General features: G+C 62.0%; 17 protein-coding genes. 1 reads left to right on the forward strand and 16 read right to left on the reverse strand.

All coding sequences use genetic code 11. The annotated features are described in order from the left end of the window. Window positions 1–5: 5 nt before the first annotated feature. The 5 genes from JI748_RS06810 to proS all read right to left on the reverse strand — a co-directional run bounded on the left by JI748_RS06810 (window position 6) and on the right by proS (window position 5,054). The gene (locus tag JI748_RS06810; protein ID WP_201636234.1) at window positions 6–590 is read right to left on the reverse strand and encodes a peptidylprolyl isomerase; all 585 of its coding nucleotides are present in this window, start codon (window positions 588–590) and stop codon (window positions 6–8) included. After that, entirely contained in the window at window positions 587–1,081 is a 495-nt protein-coding gene (gene coaD / locus JI748_RS06815; protein WP_201636236.1) for a pantetheine-phosphate adenylyltransferase, read from the reverse strand. Before coaD ends, JI748_RS06810 begins: the two co-directional genes overlap by 4 nt. Before the next feature lie 574 nt (window positions 1,082–1,655). Continuing rightward, window positions 1,656–2,342: an ABC transporter ATP-binding protein gene (locus JI748_RS06820; RefSeq protein ID WP_201636238.1), complete on the reverse strand. Its 687-nt coding sequence runs from the start codon at window positions 2,340–2,342 to the stop codon at window positions 1,656–1,658. Continuing rightward, complete coding sequence (locus tag JI748_RS06825; RefSeq protein ID WP_201636240.1) at window positions 2,335–3,708, reverse strand: ABC transporter permease; 1,374 nt, start codon at window positions 3,706–3,708, stop codon at window positions 2,335–2,337. The genes JI748_RS06820 and JI748_RS06825 overlap by 8 nt, the downstream gene beginning before the upstream one ends. Then, window positions 3,705–5,054, reverse strand: coding sequence for a proline--tRNA ligase (gene proS, locus JI748_RS06830; protein WP_201636242.1), 1,350 nt, complete (start codon window positions 5,052–5,054; stop codon window positions 3,705–3,707). Before proS ends, JI748_RS06825 begins: the two co-directional genes overlap by 4 nt. Window positions 5,055–5,344: 290 nt before the next feature. On the opposite strand from proS, the gene JI748_RS06835 reads away from it, so the two are divergent. Beyond that, entirely contained in the window at window positions 5,345–5,668 is a 324-nt protein-coding gene (locus JI748_RS06835; protein ID WP_201636244.1) for an MmcQ/YjbR family DNA-binding protein, read from the forward strand. On the opposite strand, the gene JI748_RS06840 is transcribed toward JI748_RS06835, so the two are convergent. The 11 genes from JI748_RS06840 to nuoG all read right to left on the reverse strand — a co-directional run bounded on the left by JI748_RS06840 (window position 5,665) and on the right by nuoG (window position 18,538). Further along, a complete protein-coding gene (locus JI748_RS06840; protein WP_201636246.1) occupies window positions 5,665–5,916 on the reverse strand; it encodes a DUF1467 family protein in 252 nt (83 codons plus the stop codon). The genes JI748_RS06835 and JI748_RS06840 overlap by 4 nt on opposite strands. Before the next feature lie 230 nt (window positions 5,917–6,146). After that, complete coding sequence (locus tag JI748_RS06845; protein ID WP_201636248.1) at window positions 6,147–7,820, reverse strand: ribonuclease J; 1,674 nt, start codon at window positions 7,818–7,820, stop codon at window positions 6,147–6,149. A 71-nt stretch (window positions 7,821–7,891) separates the two neighbouring features. Next, window positions 7,892–8,722, reverse strand: a complete 831-nt coding sequence (locus tag JI748_RS06850) for a biotin--[acetyl-CoA-carboxylase] ligase (RefSeq protein ID WP_201636250.1) — start codon at window positions 8,720–8,722, stop codon at window positions 7,892–7,894. Continuing rightward, window positions 8,723–10,168, reverse strand: a complete 1,446-nt coding sequence (nuoN, locus tag JI748_RS06855; protein WP_201636252.1) for an NADH-quinone oxidoreductase subunit NuoN — start codon at window positions 10,166–10,168, stop codon at window positions 8,723–8,725. 9 nt (window positions 10,169–10,177) lie between these two features. Next, complete coding sequence (locus JI748_RS06860) at window positions 10,178–11,761, reverse strand: NADH-quinone oxidoreductase subunit M (protein WP_201636254.1); 1,584 nt, start codon at window positions 11,759–11,761, stop codon at window positions 10,178–10,180. Then, entirely contained in the window at window positions 11,761–13,887 is a 2,127-nt protein-coding gene (gene nuoL / locus JI748_RS06865) for an NADH-quinone oxidoreductase subunit L (RefSeq protein ID WP_201636256.1), read from the reverse strand. Before nuoL ends, JI748_RS06860 begins: the two co-directional genes overlap by 1 nt. 12 nt (window positions 13,888–13,899) lie before the next feature. Next, a complete protein-coding gene (gene nuoK, locus JI748_RS06870) occupies window positions 13,900–14,217 on the reverse strand; it encodes an NADH-quinone oxidoreductase subunit NuoK (protein ID WP_164533795.1) in 318 nt (105 codons plus the stop codon). Continuing rightward, on the reverse strand, window positions 14,217–14,828 hold the full coding sequence (locus JI748_RS06875; protein ID WP_201636258.1) for an NADH-quinone oxidoreductase subunit J: 612 nt from the start codon (window positions 14,826–14,828) through the stop codon (window positions 14,217–14,219). The genes nuoK and JI748_RS06875 overlap by 1 nt, the downstream gene beginning before the upstream one ends. A gap of 12 nt (window positions 14,829–14,840) precedes the next feature. After that, the gene (nuoI, locus tag JI748_RS06880; RefSeq protein WP_164533793.1) at window positions 14,841–15,329 is read right to left on the reverse strand and encodes an NADH-quinone oxidoreductase subunit NuoI; all 489 of its coding nucleotides are present in this window, start codon (window positions 15,327–15,329) and stop codon (window positions 14,841–14,843) included. Continuing rightward, entirely contained in the window at window positions 15,329–16,426 is a 1,098-nt protein-coding gene (gene nuoH, locus JI748_RS06885) for an NADH-quinone oxidoreductase subunit NuoH (protein WP_164533792.1), read from the reverse strand. The genes nuoI and nuoH overlap by 1 nt, the downstream gene beginning before the upstream one ends. Window positions 16,427–16,435: 9 nt before the next feature. Further along, complete coding sequence (nuoG, locus tag JI748_RS06890) at window positions 16,436–18,538, reverse strand: NADH-quinone oxidoreductase subunit NuoG (RefSeq protein ID WP_201636260.1); 2,103 nt, start codon at window positions 18,536–18,538, stop codon at window positions 16,436–16,438. Between the last annotated feature and the right edge of the window lie 4 nt (window positions 18,539–18,542).

Genomic DNA, 18,542 nt, shown 5'->3' on the forward strand with positions numbered 1-18,542 from the left:
GCCTCTTACTTGTACTCGATCGTGGCGGTGACGATCTTGTCCGGATTGGCGACGGCGCCGTTCTGTTCCTGCGGGCCCTTTTCGAGGGCATCGACCGCTTCCATGCCGGAAACGACCTTGCCGAAGACGGTGTACTGACCGTCTAGGAAGCTGGCGTCAGCGGTGGTGATGAAGAACTGCGAGTTGAAGGAGTTCGGGTTCTGCGAGCGGGCTGCGCCGACGGCGCCGCGCTGGAAGCTTTCGGAATTGAACTCGGCTTCGACGTCCGGAAGCTCCGAGCCACCGGTGCCGGCGGCGGCAAGATTGTAGTTCGGGCTGTCGGCATTGCCGTTGGCCACGTCGCCGGTCTGGGCCATGAAGCCATCGATGACGCGATGGAAGACCACGCCGTTATAAGCGCCGTCTTCGGTCAGCGTGACAATGCGCTCGACATGCTTGGGGGCGATGGCGGGCAGAAGTTCGATGTCGACGACGCCATCTTCAAGCGTCAGGATCAGGTGGGGCGTGCCGGATTGCGCGAATGCCGGGGAGGCCAGAAGGGTCGCGCCAAGGGCGAGAGCGGCGAAGCTGCGGCGGGTGATCTTGATCATGAGGACTTCAAAGCCTTGAGGACAATTGGCGGGACGAAGGCGGAAATGTCTCCGCCCATCTCGGCGATCTGGCGCACCAATGTGGCCGAGATATGCCGGACCGGCGGGCTGGAGGGCAGGAAAACCGTCTGCAGTTCGGGCGCCATTTGCGCGTTCATGCCCACCATCTGCATTTCGTAATTGTAGTCGGTGGTGTCGCGCAGGCCGCGAATGATCAGCTTGGCGCCGTGTTGGCGCGCGGCATTGACCATCAGGCCCGAGAAATCGACGATGCGAAATTCGGTAGACGTCCGCTTACCAATCGCCGGCAGAACCTGCTGCAGAATGGTAATGCGATCCTCATGGGTGAAGAGCGGGCTTTTCTTGGTGGCGCTGATGCCGACCGCGACGACCAGCGTATCCACCAGCTTGCAGGCGCGCTCGATGACATCAAGATGGCCATTGGTCAGCGGGTCGAAGGACCCCGGATAGAACCCCACCAAATCGCTCATGCCGTCTCCCCCCGTTGTTGGCGAGTTTTTGTCATGCGGCGTTGCGGCTTGGCAAGGGCCGGGACGTGCAGAAGCGCCGGTCGGGTTTGCCGCCGGTTGGTGATCAGATGATGGAGCCCCGAGACGGCTTTCGCCTCGTGAGTAGTTTAGTATGTGAGACGAAGCTTGTCTCGGGGCGCCGGGTTTTCTGGCAGGCAGCGTCTTAGGGGATGATTACTCAAGCCCCGTCCACGGACCCAGGATCCTCAACGATAAAGACCCCTCCCGGCTGTCGCCGGACGGTTGATCGTTGCAACCCCATCTCCATCCGGCTGATGCGGGGGAGATTAGCGGAAGATTTTGCGGAGGGGATAAGCGGGATAGATGAGTTGGTGGAGAGGCCGACACCCCCTTCCGAGCTGCGCTAAGGCGCGACGCACCTAAGCTGCGCTTGCCTTCTCCTCAAGGGGGGAAGGTGAAATCGGTGGGCGTGGCACTATCGTGGACAATACAGGATGCCCACCTTCCCCCTCAGAGGGGAAGGCAAGCAGAGCTTGGCGAGGCACGAGCCTAGCGGCGCTCGGAAGGGGGTGAGTTAGAGCTCGTGCGCGACCACCAGCCCGCCCCGGATCGTCACGATGCGGTCTGCCCGCCGCGCCAAGTCATAGTTATGCGTTGCGATGAGCGCTGCGGCGCCTTCGTTGCGGATCAGGTCCTTGAGTGCGCCGAAGACGACGTCGCTGGTCTCCGGGTCGAGGTTGCCCGTGGGCTCGTCGGCAAGGATAACGCGGGGATGGTTGGCGGCAGCGCGGGCGATGGCGATGCGCTGCTGTTCGCCGCCGGAAAGTTCGGCCGGGCGATGCGTCGCGCGATGGCCGACGCCAAGCAGGCCGAGCAATTCCATGGCCCTGCCCTCCGCTTCCTTATCGCTCTTGCCGGCGATGAGCTGCGGCATGACGACGTTTTCAAGCGCCGTGAATTCGGGCAGCAGGTGGTGGAACTGGTAGACATAGCCGACGGTCGAGCGGCGCAGATGGGTTCGGCCGCGATCGCTCAGCTTGCTGGTGGGCTGGCCGACGATCTCGATCTCGCCGGACTGAGGCGATTCCAGAAGGCCGCAAAGATGCAGCAGCGTCGACTTGCCGGCGCCCGAGGGCGCGACCAAGGCGACCATTTCACCGCTTTCCACCGTGAGGTTAGCGGCTTCAAGCACACGAACGGTGCGATCGCCTTCGCCATAGTGGCGATGGACGTCGGCAAGGCGGAGGTGGGGCTTACTCATAGCGGAGGGCCTCCACAGGGTCATACTGGGCTGCGCGCCATGCCGGGTAGAGCGTGGCGAGGAAGCTGAGGCCCAGGGCCATGCAGACCACGACGGTGACTTCCACCGGATCGGTGCGGCTCGGCAGCGAGGAAAGGAAGAAGACTTCCGGCGGAAAGAGCGTGACGCCGAGCAAATTGGAGATGGACGAGCGCAGCGCTTCGGCATTGGCGGCGACGATGAGGCCGATGATTGTGCCGGCAATGGTCCCGATGACGCCGATGGCGGTGCCGGTCATCGAGAAGATGCGCATGATCGAACCGCGCGTGGCGCCCATGGTGCGCAGCACGGCGATGTCGGCGCTCTTGTCCTTTACCAGCATGATGAGGCTGGAGATGATGTTGAAGGCGGCAACCAGGATGATCATCGAGAGGATGGTGAACATCACCACGCGCTCGACCTGCAGGGCCGAAAAGAAAGTCTCGTTGCGCTGCTGCCAATCGGTCAGCACCAGTGGCCGCGTTTCCGGCGCCGACTGCAGGCGCTGCCTCATAAGCCCGACCTGGTCGGGGTCGTCGATAAAGATTTCGACCGCCGAAGCGCGAGGCACGCGCATATAGGCCGCATCGATTTCCTCGTCGGTGGCGAGCGGATCGAGCTGGGCCTGGCCGGGCTTGAGCACCTCGTCGACCATCTTGAAATAGTCCTGGGCGGGCTCGAGCGGCATGTACATGAAGTAGCTGTCGAACTCGACCATGCCCAAATTATAGATGACGTTGACCGGGTACGAGCGGATCTGCGGCGTCGACCCGAAGGGCGTCATCGTGCCTTCGGGGTTGATGATCTGCACCTGGTCGCCCAGGTTGACGCCCAGCGTCTGCGCAAGGCGATAGCCGATGGCGACGCCGCGGCTCTCGTCCCACTGGTCGAACCCGCCCTGCTCTGTAGCATTGTAGAGCAGGCTCAGCTTCTTGAGGTTTTCCTCGTCCATACCGCGGACTGTAACGCCGGTGGACTGGCCCTGCCCCGTTGCCAGCACCTGGCCCTCGACGAAGTAGACGGCAAAGTCGACGCCGTCGACGCCTTCAAGGGCGGTCACGGTTTCCTTGTAGTCAGTGAACTGCGACTCGATCGGAAAGCCTGTGAAGTGGCCGTTGAGCCCCAGGATCTTGTCGAGCAGTTCGCCGCGAAAACCGTTCATCACCGACATGACGACGATCAGCGTCGCAACGCCGATGGCCACGCCAACCATGGTGAGGCTGGCGATCACCGAAATGAACGCTTCCTTGCGGCGGGCTCGGAGATAGCGGCCTGCGATCAGCCATTCAAAACGGGAGAACGGCCGGGTGGACCGGCCGGTGCTTGCTGCTGCTGGGCTCTCGCTCAAATGTCGGTCATCCGCTGGGGTTCGATCAGGCTCTTGAGCCGTTCGACGGCCCCCGAAAGCGGCAGCGTCTCGCGCTCGCCGGTTTTTCTATGCTTGATCTCGACTTCGCCGGATTTAAGGCCGCGCGGCCCAAGGATGATCTGGTACGGGATGCCGACGAGATCGGCCGTCGCGAACTTGGAACCCGCAGGCTGGTCGCGATCATCGTAGAGCATGTCGAGGCCTGCAGCGGTCAGCTCGGCATAAAGCTGGTCGCAGGCGGCATCGGTATCGGCATCGCCGGCCTTTAGGTTGATCAGCACCGCTTCGAAGGGCGCGACCGAGACCGGCCAGACAATGCCATTTTCGTCGTGGCTGGCTTCGATGATGGCAGGCACGACGCGGGTCGGACCGATGCCGTAGGAGCCCATATGGACGGCGATGTTCTTGCCATCCGGGCCGGTGACATTTGCCTTCATCGGATCGGAATATTTGGTGCCGAAATAAAAGATGTGGCCAACTTCGATGCCGCGCGCCATGAGCTGCTTGTCTTCCGGCACCTGGGCGCGGAAAGTGGCTTCATCGGTCATTTCGTTGGTCATGGCGAAGAGCGAGGTCCAATCCTTGAAGATCGGATCGAGGTCGCCGCGATAGTCGGTGTCCTTGCCCGGGATTGGCTTATCGAGCAGGTCCTTGTCGAGGAAAACGCCGGACTCGCCCGTGTCTGCCAGGACGTGGAATTCATAGGACAGGTTGCCGCCGATCGGGCCGGTATCGGCGCGCATTGGAATGCCGACAAGGCCCATGCGGCGGAAGGTGCGGAGGTAGGCGACGAACATGCGCTGGAAGGCGGCGACGGCTGCGGGCTCGTCGAGATCGAAGGAATAGGCATCCTTCATCAAGAATTCGCGGGAGCGCATGGTGCCGAAGCGCGGGCGGACCTCGTCTCGGAACTTCCACTGGATGTGGTAGAGATTGAGCGGCAGGTCCTTGTAGGATTTCACATAGGTCCGGAAGATGTCGGTGATCATCTCCTCATTGGTCGGACCATAGAGAAACTCGCGCTCGTGACGATCCTCGATGCGCAGCATTTCCTTGCCGTAGGCGTCATAGCGCCCCGACTCGCGCCAGAGATCGGCGGACTGGATGGTGGGCATCAAAAGCTGGATCGCGCCGGAGCGGTTTTGCTCCTCCTCGATGATCTTTTGGACCTTCATCAGGACCTTGTAGCCGAGCGGTAGCCAGGAATAGAGGCCGGAGGCTTGCTGGCGGATCATGCCGGCGCGCAGCATCAGGCGGTGCGAGACGATTTCGGCTTCCTTGGGGACGTCGCGCAGCACCGGCAGGAAGTAGCGGGAAAGGCGCATAAGAACTCCAGGAAAAGGCTTCGACTCGTAGGGCTTGTTAGTGCCCACTCAAAGCCTAGTCGTCTATTCGATGCAAGCATGCAAGCTATGCAGAATCCGCTTGGCAGACCCAAAAACTGTTGTTAGGGTCCGGCTCAATAAAGCAAAGGCGATACAAATCGCCGCACGTCGACAAGGTCAAGGGAGGAGCGTTGGCAGCCGCTGTATAGCGTGCCTAAGACCAACGTATTGTCGAACGAACTCAAAACGGCGGGGCCTCGAGCCCCGCTTTTTTATTTGCGGTGAGCGAGATGGCGGATGCAAAGAGTTTTGTTGCGGCGGCCATGGCCCTGTCCGGCACAGTGTCGGCACCGCACTTCGATCGCACGGCGTTCAAGGTAAAGCGCACGTTTGCGACGCTGGCGGCAGATGGGCTTAGCGCCAACCTCGCCTTCACGCCCGATGAGCAGGAGCTCAAATGCGCGGTGGCGTCGCAGATTTTTCAGCGCATCGACAATAAGTGGGGACTGCAAGGCTGGACCACGATGTGGCTCAGCGAGGCGAGTGACGAGGATGTGGCCGTGGCTCTCGCCATGGCGTACGCCCATGCGATCGGGCCAGCGCGAAAGCGCTAGCGATTCCAGTAGGCGTGGAGCGTGGGGTTGTTGATGCCCCAGAGCAGCAGCGCCGTCAGCGCGATCGAGAGCACCGTAGTGATCAGCGCCTTGCGGATCAGCATGGGCTGAACCGGCGCGCCGGGGTCATTGCCGGCGATGACTTCCGCACCGGTTTCGTGATGGCTGTGACTGCCGATCGGCAGCACGGCGACAAAGGTCAGCCACCAGACGACGAAATATACAGCGAGGAGAGATCCGATTTGCATGGGGCTGGTGTAGCGCGGAACGGGTGTTGGTGGAAGTGGCGGGGTGTCGCGGCACGGGATCGTGTGCGAAGGGGCCCCCACCCAGCCTCCCCCGTCAGTCGGGGGAGGAGTTTCGCCGGTGCAACACGCTCGATGTCATCCCCGCGCAGGCGGGGATCCATCCTGAGATCTCAAGATAGGCCCCGGCTCAAGGCCGGGGTGACAGCCGGTGGGCTGGACGAGCGCCGGGATCAAACCCGGTGCACGAAGATCGAGACGTTGGGCTTGCGGCCCCAGAAGGCGTTCACTTCGTTGCGGATGCCTTTAAAGAGCGCGTTGTTGAGCACTTCGGTGTCGCTGCGGCGCTTGGGCGGCATCGACTTGATGATGTTGGCAACGGTGTCTTCGACGATGTCGGAAACCGACTCATCTTCGGTCTCGGGCAGGCCTTCGATCACCATTTCGGGGCCGGACACGACCTGGCCGTTCGAATTGACGCAAAGGCTGACGGTGATCATGCCGCCAAAGGACAGGCGGCGGCGGCCCTTGACGCCCGACTCCTCGGGCGTGCAGAGGACGAGGCCATCGAGATAGAGCTCGCCGGTGCGCACTTCGGCCGGAAATGCGAGAGGTTCGGGGAAAAGGCGAACCATGTCGCCGTTGCGGGTTTCCACCACATTGGGGATGCCCTCTTCACGGCCAAGCTTGGCATGGGCTTCAAGGTGCATCGCTTCGCCGTGCACCGGCACCAGCACCTGCGGCTTGACCCAGGAATAGAGTTTGCGCAGCTCGCCGCGGCGCGGGTGGCCGGTGACGTGAACCATGGCATCGCTGGCGGTGATGACCTCGACGCCGCGATCGATCAGGAGGTTCTGGATGTCGTTGACTTCGCGCTCGTTGCCCGGAATTGCCCAGGACGAGAAGATCATGCGGTCGCCGGCATTGAGATCGATGACCGGGTGATCGCCGCGGGCAATGCGGGCGATGGCGGCGCGGGCCTCGCCCTGCGAGCCGGTGCAGATCAGGACGCACTTGTCGCGGGCGATGGTGCGATAGGCATCCTGGTCATGAAGGGTCGGCAGGCCTTCGAGCATGCCCAGTTCCCGGGCGATGCCCATGATGCGATGGAGCGAGCGACCGGACAGGACCACTTCGCGCCCGGCCTGGTGTGCGGCGCGAACGATGGAAACGACGCGACCGACATTGGACGCAAAGGTCGTAACGGCGACGCGGTTCGGCGCATCGGCGATCAGCTGCGCGAGGTTGCGGCCGATCTCTTCCTCGGATGGGCTTTCGCCTTCCTTCATCGCATTGGTGGAGTCGCAGATCAGCGCCAGCGGCAGGTCGCTTTCGTTGCCGATGGCTTCCATTCGCGCAAAGTCGGTCGGACGGCCCAGCGTTGGGGTCGGGTCGAGCTTCCAATCGCCAGTATGGAGCGCACGGCCGATCGGGGTGGTGATCAGCAGGGCGTTCGATTCGGGTATCGAGTGGGCGACGTTGATCGGCTCGATGGTGAAGGGGCCAACGGTGAACGGCTTGCCGGGCGTCATGATGGTGACGTCGACATTTTCGACGATGCCGTCCCCTGCCCGCTTGGCGGCCAGCATGGCGGCGGTAAATGGCGTGGCGTAGACGGGCTTGTCGAAAACTGGCCAGAGATCGAGCACCGCGCCATAGTGATCTTCGTGGCTGTGCGTGAGAATTAGCGCCAGGACGTCATCGGCGTTTTCCTCGAGGAATTCGGGATTGGCCATGATCAGTTCGATGCCCGGCAGGTCGGGGCCGCCGAAGCTGACGCCGCAATCGACCACAATCCACTTGCGCGAGCGCTCGGGGCCGAATCCATAGGCGGCCATGTTCATGCCGATTTCGCCGACGCCGCCAAGCGGCACAAAGACGAGTTCATCCCTTTGGGTTTGAGCCATGGGTTGTTCCTTTTCTTGCGGTCGGAACGCCGGGCGAACTCAGGTCGCCGGTCGTTTCAACCATGTTGTGGTCAGCTTCGGGCGCTGGCCGTTGCCCCAAAATGCACATCGCCTGCGGTGATCGGGAATCGCGCGCCAGTGTCGTCGCGGATGATCAATCGACCGGAAGAATCGATGGTTTCGAAAATGCCGCGCCGGACGAGACCGTCCTGCGTGACGGCGACTGGCGCACCGATGCCGGCGGCAGAGCCGCGCCAGAGTTCAAGAATGGTGCCGATGCCGCGACCATCGTCCCAAAGGGCGAAGGTCTCGACCCAGGCATCGGTCAAGGCTTCGAAGACGTCCTCGGCAGTGCGATCGACACCCAGAGCGCGCAGCGATGTCGCTGGATAAGGCACGCCTTCGGGTGCGGCAACGACGTTGACGCCGCAGCCCACGACGATTGCCGTGTTGCCGGCCGGAGTTTTGCTGGCTTCGAGAAGGATGCCAGCGAGTTTGGCGCCATCGGCGAGAACGTCATTGGGCCATTTTAAAGCGATGCGGGATCGGCCATCGAGACCGTCCGCCCCATCGATGCCGACGCGGATCATGCCTTGCGGGAGAATGGACGAGAGCGCGCGATTGAGCGCGACGCCGGCTACGAAGCCGAGGGTTGCAATAGTATCTGGGTCTGCGTCGGGAACAATCAAGAGGCTGGCGGCCAGATTGCCCGGCGGGCTCATCCATTGACGGCCACGACGGCCCCTGCCCTCGGTCTGCTGCAGCGCGGCAAACCAGATGCCGCCCGGATCGCCCGCTGCGGCGGCAGCGAGCGCCTCGGTATTGGTGGAGCCGATAGTGTCAAAGCCGGCCAGTCGATATCCGGCCGACCGCGCCTTGGCACCAAGAGAGAAATTGCTCACCTAGAACAGGCTTCCGGCGGCGTTGTGCGCCACCTGGGCGAGCGGATTACCCACCGTGAAGAAGTAGGTCACGATGAAGAAGGCCGAGACTGCCATGATGATGTTGAGTTCGTTCGGCACGGCGGCGAATTCGCGGACCGGCGGATCGAAGTACATCGTCTTGACAACGCGCAGATAATAGAAGGCGCTGACGGCCGAAGCGAGAACGCCGATGATGGCCAGCACGTAGAGGTGCGCTTCGACTGCCGCGAGGAAAACGTGCCACTTGGCAAAGAAGCCAGCGAGCGGCGGCATGCCGATCAGCGAGAACATCAGGATCGCCATGACGGCGGCGACGAAGGGACGGCGCTGTGCGGCGCCGGCCAGGTCGCCGATGGTTTCGACGTAGCCGGTTTCGGTGCGCAGCGAGAGGATGCAGGCGAATAGGCCGACGGTCATCGCAACATAGATCGCCATGTAGATGGCGACGCCTTCGACGCCCACCTGGGTGCCGGAGGAGAGGCCCACAAGGGCGAAGCCGACATGGCCGATGGACGAGTAGGCGATGATGCGCTTGAGCGAATTCTGGCCGATGGCAGCAAAGGCCGCGAGGACCATGGAGGCGATCGAGAGGAAGATGACCACCTGCTGCCAATCGGTCGAGATCGGCGAGAAGGTGTCGATCACGAGCCGGATCATCAGCGTCATCGCCGCGACCTTGGGCGCCATGGCCATGAAGGCGGTGACCGGGGTCGGCGCACCTTCATAAACGTCGGGCGTCCACATGTGGAACGGCACGGCGGAGATCTTAAAGGCAACGCCGGCGAGCAGGAACACCACGCCGAAGATCAGGCCGATGGAACGGCCTTCGCTGGCGATCGCAAGGACGATTTCCTGCAGGTTGGTATGGCCAGTAAAGCCGTAGATCAGCGAAGCGCCATAGAGCAGCATGCCGGAGCTCAGGGCGCCGAGCACGAAATACTTGAGGCCCGCTTCGGTGGCGCGGCTATCGTCGCGCTTAATTGCGGCCATGACGTAGATCGACAACGACTGTAGCTCGAGGCCGATATAGAGGGTCATAAGGTCGTTGGTCGACACCATGATCATCATGCCCAGCGTCGAGAGCGTCGCCAGGATAGCGTATTCGTATTTGTGGGTGCCGTTTTCGACGTCGTTGGACACCGAAAGGATCAGCGCCAGGGCAGCGCCGCCCATGACTAGGACCTTCATGTAGCGCGAGAAACTATCGGCAATGAAAAGGCCATTGAAGATGACGCCATCAGCATGCTGGGTGGCGACGAGCACGCCGGTCACGGCCATCAAGATGATGGCGAGCCAGGTAACGAAGCCCGAACGTTCCTTGTTGACGACGACGCCCACGAGGATGAGCACGAGGACGCCAACGGCCATCAGCATTTCCGGATATGCCGGCGCCAGGCTCGCGAAATCGGTGATGTCAGAGTTCACTTGAGGCTCCTAGTGCGCAGCAGGCTCGGCTGCGTGCTCTTCGGCAGCCGGTTCCGCGCCAGCAACCGGCGCGACATAGTTCAGGGGTGCACGTTCATCGGCAAGATCAACGGCCGGGTTGCGGCCGATGTCCTGCGAATACTGCGCGACAAGGTTGTCGACGGCCGAGGCGGTCGTATCGAGGATCGGCGCCGGATAGAAACCGAAGACCACGGTCAGGACAATCAGCGGGTAGAGCACGACCTTTTCACGGGTCGTCAGGTCCAAGATGCCCTTGAGGCTGTCCTTGGTCAGCGCGCCGAAGATCACCCGGCGGTAAAGCCAGAGGGCGTAGCAGGCCGAGAAGATGACGCCGAACGCGGCAAAGAAGGCCACCCAGGTGTTGACCTGGAAGACACCCATCATGGTGAGGAATTCACCGACGAAGCCCGATGTGCCCGGCAGGCCGACATTGGCCATGGTGAAGACCATGAAGGCAAAGGCATATTGCGGCATGCGTTCGACGAGACCGCCATAAGCCGCAATCTCGCGGGTATGCATGCGGTCATAGATCACGCCGACGCAAAGAAACAGCGCGCCCGAGACGATGCCGTGGCTGATCATCTGGAACATGGCGCCCTGGATGCCCAAGGCGTTGCCCGCGAAGATGCCCATGGTGACGAAACCCATATGGGCCACTGACGAATAGGCGATCAGCTTCTTGATGTCGGTCTGCACCAGGGCGACCAGCGAGGTCAGAATGATAGCGACGACCGAGAGCGTGAAGATGAAGGGCGCAAAGTTCGCCGAAGCGTCGGGGAACATGGGCAGCGAGAAGCGCAGGAAGCCATAGCCGCCAAGCTTGAGCAGAATTGCGGCAAGGATCACCGAACCGGCAGTCGGCGCCTGCACGTGTGCTTCCGGGAGCCAGCGGTGGAACGGCCACATCGGCATCTTGACCGCAAGCGAGGCAAAGAAAGCGATCCACAGCCAAGGCTGCATGGCGACCGGGAAGTCGTGGGTCAGAAGGCGCGAAATGTCGGTCGTGCCGGCATCCCAATACATCGCCATCATGGCGACAAGCATGAAGACCGAGCCGACAAAGGTATAGAAGAAGAACTTGTAGGCGGCCTGGATGCGGGCGGAACCGCCCCAGATGCCGATGATCAGGAACATCGGCAGCAGCGTGCCTTCGAAGAAGACGTAGAACATCGCCAGGTCGAGCGTCGTGAACACGCCGATCATCAGCGTTTCAAGGACGAGGAAGACGATCATGTATTCCTTGACGCGCAGGTCGACGTCCCAGCTCGCCAGAACGGCGAAGGGCATGAGCAGCGCGGTCAGCACGACGAAGAGCACCGAGATGCCGTCGACACCGACGCGGTAGCCGATGCTCTCGCCGATCCAGGGCATGTTGACCACGAACTGGAAGCCAGCATTGGACGGGTCGAAGCTCTGCCACAGTGCCAGGGATAGCGCGAGGGTGACCAGCGTCACCGCAAGCGCGATCCAGCGGATGGCATTGAGGGCGCTTTTGGGCGTCACCAGCAGCAGGGCTGCGCCGAGCGCGGGCAGAAAGGTCAGGATGGTGAGGATCGAATTGTCGAAATTCATCAGATCAATCCCCCGGCCGCGATGGCCCAGGTCAGGAGCGCCGCGATGCCGATCAGCATGGCGAAGGCATAGTGATAAAGATAACCGGACTGGAGCTTGACCACCCAGTTGGTGACGTTCTGGACGCGGCGGCCGAGACCTTCGGTGAAGGTCTGGTCGATGAGCTGGTCATCAAAGCCCTTCCACACGGCGCGGCCGATATAGAGCGCCGGCTTCACGAAAATCGTGTTGTAGAGCTCGTCGAAGTACCACTTGTTGAGCAGGAACTTATAGAGCCCCGGATTGGTCGCGGCGATGCGGCCCGGCATTTCCGGACGGCGAATATACAGGATGTAGGCGGCGATGAAGCCGATGATCATGGCAAAGGTCGCGCTCCACTTGACCAGCCACGGCACATGGTGCGCCGCTTCGATGATCTCGTGGTCGACTACGATGGCGCCGGCGAAGAAGCTTTCGATGTGCTCGAGGTTTTCGAAGAACATGCCGTAGAAGACCGCGCCGGCAAGCACCGCGCCGACGGCCAGCACATAAAGCGGTACCAGCATGACGTTGGGGGATTCATGGGCGTGGTCATAGGCTGAGCCATGGTGATGCGCATCGTCATGGCTGACGGCGGCATGCACGTGGTCGTCGAGATTGCTGTCGTCGATCGGCTCGTGATGGGTTTCCGCATCCGAATGGGCCGGATCGGGGTGCGCGGTGTGGCTATGCTGCGCATCGCGCGGCGAACCGTGGAAGGTCAGGTGCACCAGGCGCCACGAATAGAAGCTCGTGAACATGGCGGCGATGACCAGGAGCCAGAAGGCGAAGCTGCCGACCTGGCCGCCATAGGCATAGGCGCTCTCGATGATCGAGTCCTTGGAGAAGAAGCCGGCAAAACCAAAGCTGGTGCCCGGGATGCCGACGCCGGTCAGCGCCAGCGTGCCGATCATCATCATCCAATAGGTGATGGGGATCTTCTTGCGGAGGCCGCCCATGTTGCGCATGTCCTGCTCGTGATGCATCGCGTGGATGACCGAGCCGGCGCCCAGGAACAGGAGGGCCTTGAAGAAGGCGTGGGTGAAGAGGTGGAAGACGCCGGCCGAATAGGCACCGGTGCCGAGCGCCACGAACATGTAGCCGAGCTGCGAACAGGTCGAATAGGCGATAACGCGCTTGATGTCGTTCTGGACGAGACCGACGGTTGCCGCAAAGAAAGCGGTGATTGCGCCGATGACGATCACGACAGTCAGCGCCACTTGCGAGGTCTCGAACAACGGCGACAGGCGGGCGACCATGAAGACGCCGGCGGTGACCATGGTTGCGGCATGGATCAGCGCCGACACGGGCGTCGGGCCTTCCATGGCGTCCGGCAGCCATGTGTGCAGCAGGAACTGCGCCGACTTGCCCATGGCGCCCATGAAGAGCAGCAGGCAGACGACAGTCATGGCATCCACGTTCCAGGAAAGGAACCGGATGGTGGGAAGACCGGTGGTCGCAAAAGCGTCGGCGGCCTCGAAGGCACCATCGAAGTCGATGTGACCGAGTACCAGGAAGGCGCAGAAGATGCCGAGGGCGAAACCAAAGTCACCGACACGGTTGACGACGAAAGCCTTCATTGCCGCGGCGGTCGCCGAGGGGCGCGTGTACCAGAAACCGATCAGGAGATAGGACGCGAGGCCCACGCCTTCCCAGCCGAAGAACATCTGCAAGAAGTTGTCGGCCGTCACCAGCATCAGCATGGCGAAGGTAAAGAGCGAGAGGTAGGCGAAGAAGCGCGAACGGTGCGGATCTTCGTTCATGTAGCCGATGGAATAAAGGTGAACGAGGGCCGAGACCGTGTTCACGACGACCAGCATGATGGCAGTGAGCGTATCGACGCGCAGGATCCAGCGCAGGTCCATGTCGCCGACCTGGATCCAGCGCATGACCTCGACCTTGACCACGGCGGCATGGCCGTCGCCGACCGCACCGACCAGGCCATCACCAAAGGCAACAGGCAGGAAGACGACCCAGCTCAGCACCGCAGCGATGATGAGGAGGCCAGTGGTGATGAATTCGGATGGCCGGTGGCCGATGCTGCGGCCGAGCAGGCCTGCGACGAGTGCCCCGACGAGGGGCAGGAAAACAATCGCCTGAATGATCATAGAGGGTGCCCCTTAACCCTTCATCTGGTTGGCGTCTTCAACCGCGATCGTGCCCCGATTGCGATAGAAGGTGACGAGGATGGCGAGACCGATGGCGGCCTCGGCAGCAGCAACGGTGAGGATCATCAGCGCAAAAACCTGACCCTGAAGGTCCTGCAGATGCGAGCTGAAAGCCACGAGGTTGAGGTTGACCGCCAAGAGGATCAACTCCACCGACATCAGGATGACGATGATGTTGCGGCGGTTGAGGAAGATTCCGAACACGCCCAGCGTGAACAGGATCGCCGCAACGGTCAGGTAGTGACCGAGCCCAATAACCGTACCGACCATTATTGCAGCCCCTCGCCGCTTTTGACTTTGACGACCTGGAGCGTGTCGGCAGGCATGCGGCCGAGCTGCGCTGCGGTGCTCTGGCGCTTGACGCCGGTGCGGTGACGCAGGGTCAGGACGATGGCACCGATCATGGCCACCAGGAGGATGGCTGCGGCGCCCTGGAACAGGAAGACGTAGCGCGTGTAGAGCACGAGGCCGAGCGCACGGGTATTGTCCATGGTTGCGTCGATCGGCAGCGACGATCCGCTGGCCGCATCGGGCGCGACGAGGAAGCTACCGGCAACCAGCAGAAGCTCGAGCAGCAGCACGATGCCGACGACGATACCGACCGGCGCATATTGCAGCATGCCGCGCCGCATGTCGGCGAAATCGACGTCGAGCATCATGACGACGAAGAGGAACAGCACCGCGACGGCGCCCACATAGACGACGATCAGGATCAGCGCCAGGAACTCGGCACCGGCCAGCATGAAGAGGCCGGCTGCATTGACGAAGGCGAGGATCAGGAACAGCACGGCATGGACGGGATTTCGCGAGGAAATCACCATGAAGGCCGAGGCGACCGTCACTGCCGAGAAGACGTAGAAGAAGAATAGTGGAAGGCTCATCCGTCTTCCCTCTTAGCGATATGGCGCGTCAGCGGCGAGGTTGGACGCGAGTTCGCGTTCCCACCGGTCGCCGTTGGCCAAGAGCCGCTCTTTGTTGAAGTAGAGCTCTTCGCGCGTTTCGGTCGCAAATTCAAAGTTCGGGCCTTCGACGATGGCGTCTACCGGGCAAGCTTCCTGGCAGAAGCCGCAATAGATGCATTTCACCATGTCGATGTCGTAGCGCACTGTGCGGCGGGTGCCATCGTTCTGGCGCGGGCCGGCTTCGATGGTGATGGCCTGGGCCGGGCAGATGGCTTCGCAAAGCTTACAAGCAATGCAGCGCTCTTCGCCATTGGGGTAGCGGCGCAGCGCATGTTCACCGCGGAAGCGCGGCGAAACCGGGCCCTTTTCGAAGGGGTAGTTCACCGTCGGCTTGGGGCTGAAGAAGTAGCGCATGGCCAAGAAGAAGGCGGAGACGAACTCGCGCAGCAGGAGGGTATTTACGACTTGTCCGACGCGCATCAGGCAACGCCTCCATGCCAGCCCCAGCCGGTGAGCTGAAGCACGAAAGCAACGATAATGACCATGATCAGCGATAGCGGCAGGAAGAGCTTCCAGCCGATTCGCATCAATTGGTCGTAGCGGTAGCGGGGCACGATGGACTTGGCCATGGCGAACATGAAGAAGACCAGCGTGACCTTGATGAAGAACCAGATGAGGCCCGGAATCCAGGTGAATGGCGGCAGGTCGATCGGCGACGTCCAGCCACCCAGGAACAGCACCGTGGTCATGGCGCACATCAGGAGGATCGAGATGTATTCGCCCAGCATGAACAGCAGGTAGGGCGTGGCCGAATATTCGGTCATGAAGCCGGCGACGAGTTCGGACTCGCCTTCAACCATGTCGAAGGGCGGGCGGTTGGTTTCGGCCAAGGCCGAAATGTAGAACACCACGAACATCGGGAAGAGCGGCAGCCAGAACCAGTTGAGGAAGGTCAGCCACGGCACGCCGATGGCATGGGCCAAGCCCATATCGCGCTGCGCCAGAATGATGTCGTTGAGGTTGAGCGAGCCGACGCAGAGCAGCACGGTGATGATGACGAGGCCGATCGAGACTTCGTAGCTCACCATCTGCGCCGCAGAGCGTAAGGCGCCAAGGAAAGGGTATTTGGAGTTAGACGCCCAGCCGCCGATGATGACGCCATAGACGCCAAGCGACGACACGCCGAGGAGGTAAAGAATGCCGATATTGATGTTAGCCATGGCGCCGCCATCAAACACAGGCACGACGACCCAGCCGGCAAGCGCCAGCGTTGCGGTGATCAGCGGGGCGGCAAGGAAGAGGATCTTGTCGGCGCCGGCTGGAATGATGGCTTCCTTGAAGACGAACTTCAGGAGGTCGGCAAAGGATTGCAGGAGGCCGAACGGCCCGACGACGTTGGGACCGCGGCGCAGCTGCACCGCTGCCCAGACCTTGCGGTCGGCCAGGAGGATAAAGGCCGTGAAGATCAGGAGGCCAACAAGGAGAGCGAGCGCCTTATAGACAAACCCGATCTGGGTGCCCAAGCCAATGGCCGGGATCCCGAGCAGGTAGTCGAGGGCAGCGTTGATGAAGTCCATTATGCTCCCCTACTCCGCAGCTTGGCGCATGCCGGAGGCCATCGCAGCGCATTCGGCCATAACGGCAGATGCACGAGCGATCGGATTGCTGAGATAGAAGTCCGAAACCTGCGATTTGTAGGACGCCGACTGGGTCTTGATCGCAGCGCCGGCCAAGGTGGCGAGATCGCCAACCGCGCCAGGCGTGATCTGGTCGATGCGCGCCAGATGCGGGAATTCCGCATAGATGGCGCTGCGCAGCTGCGACAAAGAGTTATAGGGCAGCGGCTGGCCGATGACGCCGGACAGGGCGCGAATGATGGCCCAATCTTCCTTGGCATCGCCGGGCGGGAATACGGCGCGGGTGGTTACCTGCACGCGACCTTCCGTGTTCACATAGGTGCCGGACTTTTCCGTGTAGGTCGCGCCCGGCAGGATGACATCGGCGCGGTTTGCGCCCTTGTCACCGTGCGAGCCGATATAGACCACGAAGGCATTGCCCATGGCCGAGGTGTCGTATTCGTCGGCGCCCAGCAGGAACAGGACGTCGAGCTCGCCCCTACCCGCCATGGCGATCTGGTCTGCGGAGCAGACGCCGCCATTATGCGGCACAAAGCCAATATCGAGGCCACCGACGCGGCTGGCAGCGTTATGCAGCAGCGCAAAGCCGTTCCAGCCCTCTGCAACATTGGCGCCGCTGGCGAGCTTTGCCCCCAGCGCGATGGTGTCGCGGCCGGCCTGCTTGCCAAGGCCGGCATGCGAAACCGCACCTTCGCCGACGATGATCAGCGGACGCTGGGCATTGGCGAGCGTGTTCGCAAAGGCGCCGTTGCCGGCAGCAAGGTCGGCCAGCGTTTCGAAACCGGCGCCCAGATATTCGTGCGCATAGGTCAGATCGGCCTGCTCGCCGATGACGGCGATGGGGATGTTCTTGGCACGCCAGGTTTTGCGGATGCGGGCATTGAGCACCGCGGCCTCGCGGCGCGGATTGGCGCCGATGATAAGAATGGCGTCGGCTTCTTCGATGCCGGCAATGGTCGGGTTGAACAGATAGGCCGAGCGCGGCATGGACGGATCGATGCCCGACATGGCGGGGCGCACATCGGTCATGCCCGAGCCGATCGAGGCGAGAAGACCCTTGAGCGCGTACATTTCCTCGACGGCAGAAAGGTCACCGGCGATGGCGCCAACGCGGTTACCGGCCTGCTTGATACGGGCAGCGACAGTTGCGAAAGCTTCGTCCCAGGTCGTCGCCTGAAGGCGGCCATTCTTGCGCACATAGGGGCGGTCGAGACGCTGGGTCTTGAGACCATCCCAGTGGAAGCGGGTCTTGTCGGAGATCCACTCTTCGTTGATGGCTTCGTTGACGCGCGGCAGCACGCGCATCACTTCGCGCCCACGGGCGTCGACGCGTACGGCCGAGCCTACGGCGTCCATGACGTCGATGCTCTCGGTCTTGCTCAGTTCCCAAGGGCGAGCGTGGAAGGCGTAGGGCTTGGAGGTCAGAGCGCCGACCGGGCAAAGGTCGATGACATTGCCCTGGAGTTCGCTGGTAAGCGCGCGCTCGAGATATGGTGTGATCTCGGCATCTTCGCCGCGACCCAGGAGGCCGAGCTCGGAAATGCCGGCGACTTCGGTGGTGAAGCGAACGCAGCGCGTGCAGTGAATGCAGCGGTTCATCGATGTCTTGATCAGCGGACCCATATACTTGTCTTCGACGGCGCGCTTGTTCTCGAAGAAGCGCGAGCCGGAGACGCCATAGGCCATGGCCTGGTCCTGGAGATCGCATTCGCCGCCCTGATCGCAGATCGGGCAATCGAGCGGATGGTTGATCAGCAGGAATTCCATCACGCCTTCGCGGGCCTTTTTGACCATGGGCGTGTTGGTGAACATTTCAGGCGGCTCGCCGTTGGGGCCGGGACGCAAGTCCTTGACCGACATGGCGCAGGAGGCCTGCGGCTTTGGCGGGCCACCCTTCACTTCAACGAGGCACATGCGGCAATTGCCCGCGACCGACAGGCGATCGTGGTAGCAAAAGCGCGGGATCTCGGCGCCAGCGGCTTCGGCCGCCTGCATCAGGGTATAGTAGTCCGGAACTTCGACGAGCTGGCCGTCGACTTTGATATTGGCCATAAGC

This window comes from Devosia rhizoryzae (assembly GCF_016698665.1).
GTDB lineage: Bacteria > Pseudomonadota > Alphaproteobacteria > Rhizobiales > Devosiaceae > Devosia > Devosia rhizoryzae.